This window comes from Nonomuraea aridisoli, from assembly GCF_003236395.1.
GTDB lineage: Bacteria > Actinomycetota > Actinomycetes > Streptosporangiales > Streptosporangiaceae > Nonomuraea > Nonomuraea aridisoli.
On the sequence record NZ_POUD01000075.1, the window covers coordinates 21,056 to 34,098 of the forward strand.

General features: G+C 70.6%; 12 protein-coding genes and 1 pseudogene. 7 read left to right on the forward strand and 6 right to left on the reverse strand.

Annotated elements, in window-relative coordinates:
- Positions 1 to 20 precede the first annotated feature (20 nt).
- The 7 genes from C1J01_RS19500 to C1J01_RS19530 all read left to right on the forward strand — a co-directional run bounded on the left by C1J01_RS19500 (position 21) and on the right by C1J01_RS19530 (position 7,344).
- Complete coding sequence (locus tag C1J01_RS19500) at positions 21 to 950, forward strand: LysR family transcriptional regulator (RefSeq protein WP_111180411.1); 930 nt, start codon at positions 21 to 23, stop codon at positions 948 to 950.
- A 34-nt stretch (positions 951 to 984) separates the two neighbouring features.
- On the forward strand, positions 985 to 2,118 hold the full coding sequence (locus tag C1J01_RS19505) for a PP2C family protein-serine/threonine phosphatase (protein WP_111180412.1): 1,134 nt from the start codon (positions 985 to 987) through the stop codon (positions 2,116 to 2,118).
- Positions 2,115 to 3,254, forward strand: a complete 1,140-nt coding sequence (locus C1J01_RS19510; RefSeq protein WP_235854539.1) for a sensor histidine kinase — start codon at positions 2,115 to 2,117, stop codon at positions 3,252 to 3,254. Before C1J01_RS19505 ends, C1J01_RS19510 begins: the two co-directional genes overlap by 4 nt.
- Positions 3,251 to 3,703 carry a response regulator gene (locus C1J01_RS19515; RefSeq protein WP_111180413.1) on the forward strand — a complete coding sequence of 151 codons (453 nt, stop codon included), beginning with the start codon at positions 3,251 to 3,253 and terminating at the stop codon, positions 3,701 to 3,703. The genes C1J01_RS19510 and C1J01_RS19515 overlap by 4 nt, the downstream gene beginning before the upstream one ends.
- Positions 3,704 to 3,943: 240 nt before the next feature.
- A complete protein-coding gene (gene sdhC, locus C1J01_RS19520; protein ID WP_438943121.1) occupies positions 3,944 to 4,684 on the forward strand; it encodes a succinate dehydrogenase subunit SdhC in 741 nt (246 codons plus the stop codon).
- 12 nt (positions 4,685 to 4,696) lie between these two features.
- On the forward strand, positions 4,697 to 6,598 hold the full coding sequence (locus C1J01_RS19525; protein WP_111180415.1) for a fumarate reductase/succinate dehydrogenase flavoprotein subunit: 1,902 nt from the start codon (positions 4,697 to 4,699) through the stop codon (positions 6,596 to 6,598).
- A complete protein-coding gene (locus C1J01_RS19530) occupies positions 6,595 to 7,344 on the forward strand; it encodes a succinate dehydrogenase/fumarate reductase iron-sulfur subunit (RefSeq protein ID WP_111180416.1) in 750 nt (249 codons plus the stop codon). Before C1J01_RS19525 ends, C1J01_RS19530 begins: the two co-directional genes overlap by 4 nt.
- A 57-nt stretch (positions 7,345 to 7,401) precedes the next feature.
- Here the strand turns inward: C1J01_RS19530 and C1J01_RS19535 are convergent, their stop codons facing one another.
- The 6 genes and pseudogenes from C1J01_RS19535 to C1J01_RS51325 all read right to left on the reverse strand — a co-directional run.
- Complete coding sequence (locus tag C1J01_RS19535; RefSeq protein WP_111180417.1) at positions 7,402 to 8,703, reverse strand: hypothetical protein; 1,302 nt, start codon at positions 8,701 to 8,703, stop codon at positions 7,402 to 7,404.
- 100 nt (positions 8,704 to 8,803) lie between these two features.
- Positions 8,804 to 10,564: a hypothetical protein gene (locus tag C1J01_RS49945; protein WP_181448855.1), complete on the reverse strand. Its 1,761-nt coding sequence runs from the start codon at positions 10,562 to 10,564 to the stop codon at positions 8,804 to 8,806.
- Between the two features lie 75 nt (positions 10,565 to 10,639).
- Positions 10,640 to 11,035 (reverse strand): (deoxy)nucleoside triphosphate pyrophosphohydrolase, encoded by a 396-nt coding sequence (locus C1J01_RS19545; RefSeq protein WP_111180419.1) that lies wholly within the window; start codon positions 11,033 to 11,035, stop codon positions 10,640 to 10,642.
- Positions 11,036 to 11,048: 13 nt separating this feature from the next.
- Positions 11,049 to 12,143 carry a C40 family peptidase gene (locus C1J01_RS19550; protein ID WP_111180420.1) on the reverse strand — a complete coding sequence of 365 codons (1,095 nt, stop codon included), beginning with the start codon at positions 12,141 to 12,143 and terminating at the stop codon, positions 11,049 to 11,051.
- On the reverse strand, positions 12,140 to 12,763 hold the full coding sequence (locus C1J01_RS19555) for a hypothetical protein (RefSeq protein ID WP_111180421.1): 624 nt from the start codon (positions 12,761 to 12,763) through the stop codon (positions 12,140 to 12,142). Before C1J01_RS19555 ends, C1J01_RS19550 begins: the two co-directional genes overlap by 4 nt.
- Before the next feature lie 3 nt (positions 12,764 to 12,766).
- Positions 12,767 to 13,043: pseudogene (locus tag C1J01_RS51325) on the reverse strand (type IV secretion system protein); the annotation flags it as partial.

Genomic DNA, 13,043 nt, shown 5'->3' on the forward strand with positions numbered 1-13,043 from the left:
GCAGGTGCGAGGAAAATCACATGCAGTTGCAGCAGCTCGCGTACTTCGTCGCGGTCGCCGAGAGCAGGCACTTCACCCAGGCGGCGGAGCGCATGCGGGTCGCGCAGCCGTCTCTGAGCAAGCAGATCAAGGCCCTGGAGGCCGACCTCGGCGCGCCGCTGTTCTCCCGGGCGCGCGGCAACGTCGCCCTCACCGCGGCCGGCGAGGCGCTGCTTCCGCTGGCCCGCCGCATCCTCGCCGACGCCGACACCGCCCGCCAGGAGGTCGCCCAGCTCGCCGGGCTGCGCCGCGGCCGCGTACGCCTCGGGGCCACGCCGTCGCTCTGCGCCGGGCTGCTGGCCGACGCTCTGGCCCGCTTCCACCGGGCCTACCCGGGGATCGAGCTGCTGGTGGAGGAGGGCGGCTCCCGTGACCTGGTCAGGGCGCTGGCCCGGGGCCAGCTCGACCTGTCGCTGATCATCATGCCGCTGCAGAGCGACGACCCCTCGCTGGCGACGCAGGAGATCCTGCGGGAGAACCTCGTCGTCGTCACCCCCTCCCACGAGCACGTGAAGGGCCCGTACCTGCGCATCGAAGACCTGCGCGGCCGGCAGATGGTGATGTTCCGGCGCGGCTACGACCTGCGCGAGGCCACGCTGACGGCCTGCCGCCAGGCCGGGTTCGAGCCGCGGTTCGCGGTGCAGGGCGGGGAGATGGACGCGGTCCTGCGGTTCGTGGAGGCGGGGCTGGGGGTCGCGGTGGTGCCCTCGATGGTGCTCGACGGGCGCCCCGGCCTGTCGGGCACGCCGCTGGCCCCGCCGGGGCTCAGCCGGACGATCGCCCTCGCCCATCGCAAGGACGTGGAGCCCACCAGGGCGGCGCAGGCGTTTCGGGAGACCTTGCTCACCTTTGTCGTAGAAGCTGGGCACGAGGGCACGCTTCCACAAGGCGTCGAACTCATCGCAGAATGACCATCAAGGCTTCCGATCCCCCGAAGAGGCGCGTGTGACGGCAAATCTCTCCGAAACGCTGACGCTGCTCCTCATTGAGGACGACGACGGCGACGCGTTCCTCGTCGAGGAGCTGCTCAAACAGGCCGTCGCGCCGCCCAAGATCTTCCGGGCGCGCAGCATCGAGGAGGCCAAGTCCAAGCTGACCTCCGACATCCAGTGCGTGCTCGTCGACCTGTCCCTGCCCGACGCCAGCCACCTGGAGGCGCTGGAGGAGGTGCTCGCGCTGGCCCCGCACACGGCCGTGCTGGTGCTGACCGGCCTGCGCGACGTCCACGTGGGGGTCTCGGCCGTGCAGTCGGGCGCCCAGGACTACCTCGTCAAGCAGGACGTCGACGCCCGGCTGCTGGCCAGGTCGATCCGGTACGCGATGGAGCGCAAGCGCGCCGACCTGGCCCACCTCCGCCTCGTCCAGGCGGAGCTGACGGCCAAGGAGAACGCCCGCCTGGAGAGCGCCCTGCTGCCCGGCCCGCTGCTGCGGACCCAGGCCATCGAACACCTCACCCGCTACCTGCCGGGCAGCGGCGGCACCCTGGCCGGCGACTTCTTCGACACCGTGCAGACGCCCGACGGCGCGGTGCACGTCGTGGTCGGCGACGTGTGCGGGCACGGCCCCGACGAGGCCGCGCTGGGCGTGGCGCTGCGCATCGCCTGGCGCTCCCTGGTGCTGGCCGGGCAGACCGGCGACACACTGCTGCGCACGCTCGACCTGCTGCTGCGCGCCGAGCGCAAGGCCCCCGAGATCTTCACCACCCTGTGCACGGCCACGATCTCCCCCGACCTGTCCTACGCCCGCATGCGGGTGGTCGGGCACCCTCCCCCGGTGCTCGTGCGCGACGGGTTCATCGAGGTGGTGGACGGCGCGCCCTCGGGCCCGCCGCTGGGGATCTTCCCCGACGCCGAGTGGTCGGTGATCGACGTGCCGCTGGGGCAGGAGTGGACCATGATGCTCTACACCGACGGCCTGATCGAGGCCGCCGCCGGCGAACGTGAGGAGCTGCTCGGCGTCGACGGCCTCGTCGACCTCGTACGCCGGCAGGGCGGCATCGACCTCGACCGGCTCATCTCCCATGTGGGCACGCTGAGCGACGACCTGGCCGTGGTCCTGCTGCGCGGGAGGAGCTCGTGAGCATCCATCCGCTGCCGCCGCCGAAGGAGCCCACGGGCGTCGGCCGGCTGCCGGCCGCCCGCTGGTTCCTGATCACCGGCGCCCTCGCGACCCTGCTGTTCGCGGGCGGGTTCGTGGTCGTCATGACGATGATCGGCGACGCCCTCGACCTCGGCCCGCGGCCGGAGGTGGCGGCGCAGATCGCCCTGCTCAACACCACTCTGCTCGTCTTGTTCGGGCTGCTGCTCGCCTGCGGCCTCGTGCTCATCTTCATCGTCCGCTTCGCCGTGCTGAAGCCCATCGACCAGCTCACCGACCAGGTCCGCGCGGTCGCCGCCGGCGACTTCGACCGCGACCTGCACGTCGACCGCCCGGCGGAGCTGGCGGAGCTGTCCAGCCACATCGACTCCATGCGCGACCGCATCGTGTCGGCCTGGCGGGTGGCCAGCGACCAGGCCGAGGAACTGCGCAGGTCCAACAGCGAGCTGGAGCAGTTCGCGTACGTCGCCAGCCACGACCTGCAGGAGCCGCTGCGCAAGGTCGCGAGCTTCACGCAGATGCTGGAGCAGCGCTACGGCTCCGAGCTCGACGACCGGGCCCGCCAGTACATCCACTACGCGGTCGACGGCGCCAAGCGCATGCAGCTGCTGATCAACGACCTGCTCGACTTCTCCCGCGTCGGCCGCGTCACCGGCGGCAGGGCCCCCACGGAGACCGGCGCGGCGCTGGACCGGGCGCTCGACAACCTCTCGGCCGCCATCGAGGACACCTCGGCCACCGTCACCAGGGACGAGCTGCCCCAGGTCGACGGCAACCCCACGCAGCTCACCCAGCTGTTCCAGAACCTCATCGAGAACGCCATCAAGTTCCGCTCCGAGGAGCCGCCGCGCATCCACATCGGGGCCCGGCGCGCGGGCGACATGTGGGAGTTCAGCTGTGCCGACAACGGCATCGGCGTCGAGCCGAAGTACGCCGACCGCATCTTCCTGATCTTCCAGCGTCTCCATCCGCGCGAGGTCTACCCGGGGACTGGCATCGGACTGGCACTCTGCCGGAAGATCGTCGAGTACCACGGCGGACAGCTGTGGCTGGACGGCGAGGCCGAGAGCCGGGGCGCGACGTTCCGCTGGACCCTACCGGCGGCGGGAGACCGATGACGAACGAATGGCGGCCCATCGAGGTGCTGCTGGTGGAGGACGACCAGGGCGACATCCTGCTGACGCGGGAGGCGTTCGACCTCAACAAGGTGCGCAACCGGCTGAGCGTCGTCAACGACGGCGAGCAGGCGATGGCGTTCCTGCGCCAGCAGGAGGGCTACACCGACGCGCCGCGCCCCGACCTCATCCTGCTCGACCTCAACCTGCCCCGGATGAGCGGCATGGAGGTGCTGGCCGAGGTCAAGGGCGACCTCGGGCTGCGGACCATCCCCGTGGTCATCCTGACGACGTCCCAGGCGGAGGAGGACATCCTGCACAGCTATCGGCTTCACGCCAACGCGTACGTCTCCAAGCCTGTAGATTTCGAGCAATTCATCCGAGTTGTCCGTCAGATAGATAATTTTTTCGTCACCGTGGTTAAGTTGCCCGTTCAAGGGAATCGGCTTTGACGCACGCTACGTGACAGGAATCACAGCCGGTCATCGAAAAAGTGAGTGACGTCGCTCACAAATGTCGATCCTGTCGTCGTAACGTATCCCCCACCAACGCGCGCCCGTGCGGATCCGGCCGTGAGCGCGCCCAGCGAAACGACACCACGGACCCCTTGCGCGACGGGTCCGCGGGAGGTGGAGAGGTCCGCGATGACCCAGACGACGCCCGAAGCCCCGATGAGAAGGCAGCGTGCGCAGGTGAGGGTGCGCACCCTGCGCACAGACAGATGGTGGCTGGTCCCGCTCCTGACATTTCTCGGGCTCAGCTCGTTCCTCGTCTACGGTGTATGGGCGATCATCGACAACAGCATCTTCGTCGAGCCCTACATCGCCCCGTTCGCCTCGCCCTGTCTGGCCGCGGCGACGTGCCCCGAGGGAGCCCAGCTGTTCGGCTGGGCGCCGATCGGCGACTGGTACACGCTGTCGCCGGGGCTGCTCATCCTGGCACTGCCCGGCGGGTTCCGGCTGACGTGCTACTACTACCGCAAGTCCTACTACCGCTCGTTTTGGCTGTCGCCGCCCGCGTGCGCCGTGCAGGAGCCCCACGGAAAGTACACCGGTGAGCGGCGGTTCCCGCTGATCATCCAGAACGTCCACCGGTACTTCTTCTACGCCGCCATCGTCATCGGTCTCGTGCTGGCCTACGACGCCGTCCTCGCGGTCGTGCACAAGCCGCTCGGCCTCGGCTCCTGGATCCTGATCGCCAACGCCGTCCTGATCAACGCCTACACGCTGTCGTGCCACTCCTGCCGGCACATCACCGCGGGCAGGCTCAACCACTTCTCCCGTCACCCGCTGCGGTACCGGGCCTGGACGTTCGTCTCCAAGCTCAACGCCAAGCACCAACCCCTCGCGTGGGCCTCGATGTTCTCGGTCATGGGCGCCGACTTCTACGTCCGCATGGTGGCCAAGGGCATCATCGCCTTCCCGTACGCGTAAGGACCAGCTTCAGTGGAAAACACGCACAACACAGAGCGTCACGAATACGACGTCGTCGTCATCGGCGCAGGCGGCGCCGGGCTGCGGGCCGCGATCGAGGCCCGCCAGCAGGGCAAGAGGACGGCGATCGTCTGCAAGTCGCTGTTCGGCAAGGCGCACACCGTCATGGCCGAGGGCGGCGCCGCCGCGGCGATGGGCAACGTCAACCCCGACGACAACTGGATGGTGCACTTCCGTGACACCATGCGGGGCGGCAAGTTCCTGAACAACTGGCGGATGGCCGAGCTGCACGCCAAGGAGGCGCCCGACCGGGTCTGGGAGCTCGAGGCCTGGGGCGCGCTGTTCGACCGCACCAAGGACGGCAAGATCAGCCAGCGGAACTTCGGCGGGCACGAGTACCCGCGGCTCGCACACGTGGGCGACCGTACCGGCCTGGAGATGATCCGCACCCTGCAGCAGCGCGTCGTCGCGCTCCAGCAGGAGGACCACGAGACGCACGGCGACTACGAGGCCTACATCAAGGTCTTCGCCGAGTGCACGGTCACCCGGCTGCTCAAGGACGGCGACCGGATCTCGGGCGCGTTCGGCTACTGGCGCGAGTCCGGAAATTTCGTGCTTTTCGACGCCCCCGCGGTGGTCCTCGCCACCGGCGGCATCGGCAAGTCGTACGTCGTCACCTCCAACTCCTGGGAGTACACCGGCGACGGCCACGCCCTGGCCCTGCTCGCCGGCGCGAACCTCATCAACATGGAGTTCATCCAGTTCCACCCCACCGGGATGGTCTGGCCGCCCTCCGTGCGCGGCATCCTCGTCACCGAGTCCGTCCGCGGTGACGGCGGCGTGCTGCGCAACTCCGAGGGCAGGCGCTTCATGTTCGACTACATCCCCGAGGTGTTCAAGCACCAGTACGCCACCACCGAGGAGGAGGCCGACCGCTGGTACACCGACCAGGCCAACAACCGGCGCCCGCCGGAGCTGCTGCCGCGTGACGAGGTGGCCCGCGCGATCAACGCCGAGGTGAAGGCCGGCCGGGGATCCCCGCAGGGCGGCGTCTTCCTCGACGTCTCCACCCGCCTGCCCGCCGAGGAGATCAAGCGGCGGCTGCCGTCGATGCACCACCAGTTCAAGGAGCTGGCCGACGTCGACATCACCGCCGAGCCCATGCAGGTGGGCCCGACCTGCCACTACATCATGGGCGGCGTCGAGGTCGACGCCGACACCGGCGCGGCGGCCGTGCCCGGCCTGTTCGCGGCCGGCGAGGTGTCCGGCGGCATGCACGGCTCCAACCGGCTGGGCGGCAACTCGCTGTCCGACCTGCTGGTCTTCGGCCGCCGGGCGGGCGCGGGCGCGGCGGCGTACGTCGACGAGCTGCCCGACCGTCCCAAGGTGTCGGCCGAGCAGGTGGAGTCCGCGCGCCAGGAGGCCCTCGCGCCGCTCGGCCGCAGCGGCGAGAACCCGTACGAGGTGCACCACGAGCTCCAGCGGACGATGAACGACCTGGTCGGCATCATCCGCAAGGCCGAGGAGGTCTCCGAGGCGCTGCAGGTCGTCGAGAAGCTCAAGGAACGCGTCAAGATGGTCGGCGCGGGCGGCTCCGCCGTCTACAACCCGGGTTGGCATCTCGCGATCGACCTGCGCAACATGGTGTTGGTGTCGGAATGCGTGGCGCGCGCCGCCCTCATGCGCGAGGAGAGCCGCGGCGGTCACACCCGCGACGACTTCCCGGCGATGGACCCGAAGTGGCGCCGCAGGCTGCTCGTCTGCTCCCTGGGCGACGGCTCCGCCGTCAAGGTGGCGGAGAAGGCGCAGCAGCAGATGCGCGACGACCTCATCACGCTGTTCGACCGGGACGAGCTGAAGAAGTACCTCACCGACGAAGAGATGGCCGAGTTCGACGGGATAGCGAAGTCATGAGCTACAAGGCAAAGTTCAAGGTCTGGCGCGGTGAGGGCGGCGAGGGCAGGCTCGAGGACTTCACCGTGGAGGTCAACGAGGGCGAGGTCGTCCTCGACATCATCCACCGCCTCCAGGCCACCCAGGCGCCCGACCTCGCGGTGCGCTGGAACTGCAAGGCGGGCAAGTGCGGCTCGTGCAGCATGGAGATCAACGGCAAGCCCCGGCTCGGCTGCATGACCCGCATGTCCACCTTCGACGAGGACGAGACCATCACGGTCACCCCGATGCGGACGTTCCCCGTCATCAAGGACCTCGTCACGGACGTGTCGTACAACTACCAGAAGGCCCGGGAGATCCCGTCCTTCACGCCGCCGGCCGGGGTCCGGCCCGGCGAATACCGGATGAAGCAGGTCGACGTCGAGCGGTCCCAGGAGTTCCGCAAGTGCATCGAGTGCTTCATGTGCAACAACGTCTGCCACGTGATCCGCGACCACGAGGAGAACAAGACCAACTTCTCCGGTCCGCGTTTCCTCATGCGGATCGCCGAGCTCGACATGCACCCGTACGACGTGGCCGACCGCCAGGAGGCGGCGCAGGAGGAGCACGGGCTCGGCTACTGCAACATCACCAAGTGCTGCACCGAGGTCTGCCCCGAGCACATCAAGATCACCGACAACGCCCTGATCCCGATGAAGGAGCGCGTGGTCGACCGCAAGTACGACCCGCTGGTCTGGCTCGGCAACAAGATCCTCAGGCGCAAGTAGCCGGGTGAACACGTACAGCGGGGGCCGGTCGTCACGACCGGCCCCCGCTCTCGTGTGCTACTTCTTCTTGCGGCGCGAGCCCTTGCGCCTGCCGCCGGGCTGCTCCTGCTCCTTCTCGGGCACGGGCAGCGGCTGCACGGCCGTCGCCTCCACGTCGGGCGGCAGGTACGGCGGCGGCTCGTACCCCTCGCCGGCGTCCTCCGTGACGGGCTTCCTGGGGGTGAACAGGGAGCCCGGCTCCTTCCAGGGGTCGGCGTCGCCCGCCTCGGCCGCCGAGGCGGGACCGAGCGGCGGCTCCGGCCCCTCGTACGGGTCCGCGCCGCCCGGCGGGATGTCGCCCGGGAGCGGCTCCGGGGGGATCACCGGCTCGAACAGGCTCCGCTCACGCGCCGGCTCCTCCGGCTCGGGCGGCTCGGGCGGCTCGTTGGTGGAGACGAACTCCTCCGGTCGCAGCACCACGGGCTCGGGCGGCGTCGGCGGCTCCTGCGCGTACCCCGGAGGCGGGTACGGCGCGGTCGGCTCCGGGTAGCCCGGGCCGTAGCCGGGCTGGCCGCTCGGATAGGTCTGCACCGGCACGAAACTGATGATCGGCGCGTACGCCGTGCCGCCCGGGTAGCCGGGCGACGGGAAGCCCGCCGAGGCGTACCCGGGCCCTGCCGGGTAGCCGCCCGCCGGGGGCATGTCCGGCCGCCCCGGCTGCGGCCCGGCCTTCCGTACGGCGGCCGCGTGGGCCATGCGGCGCAGCCGCCCCTCGAAGATCAGCACGGCGAAGAGCGCGAGCAGCACCAGCACCAGCGCCGGGATGCTGAGTTGCTGCGCCACTGCCCGCTGGTCGTACTCGGGCGCCGCGTTGCGCAGCTCCAGCGGCACCTCCTCGGAGGAGGCGACCTGCGTCTCGCTCGGCACGACCGGCGGGATGGTCTCGGTCGGCGCGATGGCCGGCATCTCGACCGACTCCTCCGCCGTGGGCGTGGCCGTCGGCACCACCGGGACCTCGGCGGACTGCGTGGGCAGCGGCTGCGGGTTCTGCGTGATGGCCGGCGGCGGGGTCGCGGGGGCGCTGGTGGTCTTGGTCGGCTTGGGAGACTTGGTCGTCTTCGTCGGAGTCGAACTGGGAGTCGCGGTGACGGTCTTGGTGATCGTCGTCTCCGGATGCTCCTGGTCCTCCGCACCCTCCACCGGCGGTGAGCCGAGAGTCGTGGTCACCGTGACGGTGGTCTCGGGCACGATGTCGCAGACCTCGCCGACGTCACAGGGCGGGACGGCGGGATCGAGCGCCACCGAGGCGCTCGCACTCTGCATCACGAACGGCGTCACCGCCACGCCGGTCAGGCCGAGCGCCAGGACGACAGCGGACACGGCTGTCGCTCTCCTGCGTGCCACCGGTGTCCTCCGCGCGTAGTCCCGGAACCATGGTCAAGGGAATACTAGTCGGGGAAAAGCAACAGTAAAGCCTCCTTTACAGCACCTTTTTCCGGTTACGGCCTCGTTGTACCGTGCCAATGATCCACAGGGTCGCCATCAGCACGCCGACACCCCCGGCGACCATGAACATCCCGCGCTGCCCTTCGACCAGGCTCACGCTCTCACCATCCCTTACGGGCCTGCCGGACGTGGCCAGCTCCCAAGGCAACGGCGCCTCACTCCCGGCGCCTTCCCCCTGGAACGCGGCAATCCCCCCACTGGTGGCCGGCAACTGCACCCCAGGCAGCCCCCCGGCGACCCCCGGCTGACCCACCGCACCGGGCTGACCCGCCACACCAGGCTGCCCGGCCGTGCCGCCCGGCTGACCGGCCACGCCAGGCTGCCCGGCAGTACCACCCGGCTGGCCTGCCACACCGGATTGTCCTGTGGTGCCACCCGTCTGACCGGCCACACCGGGCTGCCCTGTGGTGCCACCGGGCTGACCGGCCACACCGGGCTGCCCTGCGGTGCCACCCGGTTGAGCCGCGGCTCCGGGCCGGCTGCCGCTCGTACTGGACTGTCCGGTCGCCGCGCCCGGCGTGACGCCCTGCTGACCGGTCACCCCCTGCTGCGCTCCGACGGCACTCGGCGCGTCGGACAGCGTCTGCGGCGAAACCCCGGCCGGGGCGTCGGCTCGCCCTTGCGCGAGCACGCGCCCGACCCCGTCGTCCCGTCCCGCGGCACCGGCCTGCTCGGGCCGCTGCTCCACGGCTTCGACCCGCGCGACCCGCCGCTTGTCCACCACACCGCCGTACGGATCGACCTGCGCCACCCCGAGCCGGTCGGGAACCTCCGCCGCCGGCGCTCCCCCGACACCGCCCCGAGCCGACGACCCCTCGGCATCCGCCTGACCGGAAACTCCCCCCGCGACACCGACCCCAGCGAGCCGCCCGTCCGTATCCGTACGGGCAAGGGGCCTCGACCCGGCAGGCGGGCGCGTACCGATGGTGGCCGAGCGTGGGACCGCACCCGTCAGCTGCCCGGCGACGGCGCCGGCCGTGTTCGGAGAGGTCGCGGTCTGTACGGGGTCGGTCGCACCGGCACCCGCGTTCTGGACGGGCAGCGCGGCGGTCCTGCTCATCGTGGTCAGCCCGCCGTCCGGGGCGGAGCGCATCCTGGCCACCGCCGCGAGCACCACTTCCTCGGCCCCGGCGGGCGCGGTCACCGTGACGTCCACGGCCCGCTCGCCGCTGACCTCCCCCAGCCGGCACACCCGCGCCCCGGACAGCCCGTCGCCAGCCGCACCCGACGCCACCGGCGCCTCCACGGCGGCCTCGACACCGGCCGGCGCCAGCGTCCCCTCGGCAACGGACGTGCCCCCGGCAGCAGGCGCCTGAGCCGCGATCAGCGCCTCCGCGGTGGTCGGAACGCCCACGGCGGTCAGGGCCCGTGCGGCCAGCCCGCTCTCCGCACGCCCGAATCCCGCCTCTGCCACCTCAGCGCCAGACACACCGGTCTCATCGCCGTCGAGACCACCATCAGCGCCCGAGCCAAGGCCGGAGGCCCCTGCCGGTACGCACGACACCTCGCCCAGCGCCCGCACCGGGTTGGCCGCCACCGCGACCTTGGCCTCTCGGCCCATCCCGTTCAGGCGCACCCTGAAGCGCTGCACATCGCCGGTCCTGACCCACTTTCCGGTGCCGTCGGTTCCGTTCACCCGCTCGAGCACCAGCGAAACCCCCGTCGACGCCCACGGAACAGAGGGAACCGCCGCCAGAATCAGGGCCCCGGCAATGATCCAGCCACGCCGCATCATTCCAGCTCCCCCGCTGCGACAAATCACATGGAGTAACCATTGTGTCACAGAGAGGCACGACCCAATCCTAATGCCCTAGTCGCGGAGGAGGAGATTCTCGACCGTCTTCATGACCGGAAGATCAGCGCCGAGCCAGTCCACGGAGTAGTACTCCCCCGGCCCCAGCCACCGCAGCGCCAGGTGTTCGCGGGCCTGCGGGGTGCCCGAGGCCAGGGTGCACAACCAGACGCGCATGACGTACCCGTCGGCGAGCGGCCAGTCGTCCCCGACACGTTCGCCCACGGCGATCTCCACGCCGAGCTCCTCCCGGCACTCACGCACGAGCGCCGCCTCCTCGCCTTCGCCAGGATCGACCTTGCCGCCCGGGAACTCCCAGCCGCCGGCGAGCGCGGCCGGTTCGGCGCGCTGCGCCGCCAGCACCCGCCCGCCGGAGTCGACGATCACCGCGGCCACGACGACGACCGCGCTCATGTGGTGAGTGTCCTCATAGCGTGGAATTCTGCAGCCTCTTCAGCTGCTCCAGGACATCGGGGTTCTGCAGGGGACGGGTGAAGCCCACCCGGTTCGTCCGCGACTCGTAACTCGTGACCTTGATCGGCCCGCAGAGCCGGCAGCGGGCCTCCAGCATCTTGCCCTTCGACACGACGAGCCCGACGTGTCCGGGGTTGTCGGGGGACGTTCCCGGCCCCGAGTTGAAGAACACCAGGTCGCCGGGCTGCTCCTGTCCTTCTAACACCTTCACGCCGAACGGCCACTGCCCGAACGTCGTCCGCGGGATCGACAGCCCCGCCGCCCGGTAGGCCGCGTAGATGACCCCCGAGCAGTCGAACGCGTCGGGCCCGGTGCCGCCCCACAGGTACGGCTTGCCGCGCTGCGCGAGCGCGTACTCCAAAATCTCGGCCACGACGTCGCTCGGCGCGGCCTCGACCAGCGGTTCGTCGCACTCCTCCGACGCCTGCGGCGGCACGTCGACCTCGCCCGACAGGGCGTAGGTGCGGGCGATCTCCTCGACCTGGTCGACGTACCACCAGGCGCGGTTGTAGACGAACAACGCGCGCCGCACGTTCTCGGGCGCGCCGTTGCGCTTGAGCATCTTCGCGGCGCCGAGGATGGCGTCCGCCGGGTTGTAGACGTCGCCCACGCCGTCGCCGTCACCGTCGGAGGCGTACCCGTTGAACGTCGACGACATCGGGATCCTGGCCTTGCCGCCCCACGTGGAGATGAGGAACTGCATCGGCCCGGCCGCGCCGGCGTGGTTGGTGCCGCTCCTGACGCCCGGCAGGGTGGAGCGGCCGTGGTCGGTCTCGCGTTTGCCCACGGCGGCCAGGATGTTCCACTGGACGCCGATCCGCTCGCCGTACTCCTGGTAGAGCTCCAGGTAGTCGCGCGGGATGTCGGAGGCCGCCGAGTCGGAGGCCTCCTCCACCTGGGCGGTGTCGTCGCAGTCGACGGCGGTGCCGCCGTTGTTGAGGAACGACGGCATCGAGATCAGCAGCATCGGCGAGACGATGACCGCGACGAGCAGGAGCGCCCCGGCCACGCCGATCAGCACGGCGAGGCGCGTCGGTGAGAGTCTCAACCCGAGGTGTCTCCCTCCTGGCCCTCGGTGGCCGGCAGGATGTCGTAGATGCGCCAGTCGGATCCGAGCTGGCTCACCGTGACCGCGTAGTCCTCGGTGACGGCCTGGTCGGAGCTGTTGGAGTCGATCTGGCGGGTGGCGGTCACGACGAAGACGATGGAGTTCCGCTCGACCTGCCTGATCTCCTTCAGCCGGGCCGTGGCCGTGGAGACCATCTGGTCGTTGCGCTCCTGCTCGACGGTGCCCGCCGACGTCCGGGTGCGGGCCAGCGTGTTGCCGAGCTCGGCGGTCGTGTAGGCCTTGAGCCGCGCCGCGTAGGCCGCCGGGTCCTCGTCGTAGCGGTAGGTGCCGTACTCGGCGGTGAACCGCTCGGCGAGATCGGCCGCCGCGGCGAGCTGCTCCTCGGTCATCGGCAGGTACGCGTACACGTCGAACGGCTCGTCGCTCGCCGTCGCCAGCGGCGTGCTGGACGCCACTGCGGCGCTGGTGGCCCGCGTCTCCGGCTCGGCCGGCTCGGGCTCGGGCGGGTCGGACCAGAGCGTCAGGTAGAGGCCGACCGCCGCCAAGACCACGGCGATGGCGGCGAAGGCCACCCCCCGCCGGTCACCTGGCTGCGCCATGTATCAGTCCTTGTCCGGGTTGCTCGGTTTGAGCCAGAAGGGGACGGAGGGGCTTTCGCCTCCGGAGCCGTTGCCGTTCCCGCTGCTGCGCAGCCAGAGTGGCGGCGCCTCGCTGGTGCGGGAGGACGGCTCGTCGGAGCCGAAGATCCGCGACCCGGACGGCCGGGCCCCACCGCTCGGACGAGGCCCCGGCCGCGAGCCACCGCCGGACCCGCCGAACAGCCCGCCCCCGGACCGTGACCCGCCACCGGAGCCACCGGAGCCACCGGAGCCACCGGAG

What these genes read in the sequence shown, in the direction of transcription:
- C1J01_RS19500 (WP_111180411.1), top strand. Translation starts at nt 21, where the DNA reads ATGCAGTTGCAGCAGCTCGCGTACTTCGTCGCGGTCGCCGAGAGCAGG.
- C1J01_RS19515 (WP_111180413.1), top strand. Translation starts at nt 3,251, where the DNA reads ATGACGAACGAATGGCGGCCCATCGAGGTGCTGCTGGTGGAGGACGAC.
- C1J01_RS19530 (WP_111180416.1), top strand. Translation starts at nt 6,595, where the DNA reads ATGAGCTACAAGGCAAAGTTCAAGGTCTGGCGCGGTGAGGGCGGCGAG.
- C1J01_RS49945 (WP_181448855.1), bottom strand. Translation starts at nt 10,564, where the DNA reads ATGATGCGGCGTGGCTGGATCATTGCCGGGGCCCTGATTCTGGCGGCG.
- C1J01_RS19545 (WP_111180419.1), bottom strand. Translation starts at nt 11,035, where the DNA reads ATGAGCGCGGTCGTCGTCGTGGCCGCGGTGATCGTCGACTCCGGCGGG.
- C1J01_RS19555 (WP_111180421.1), bottom strand. Translation starts at nt 12,763, where the DNA reads ATGGCGCAGCCAGGTGACCGGCGGGGGGTGGCCTTCGCCGCCATCGCC.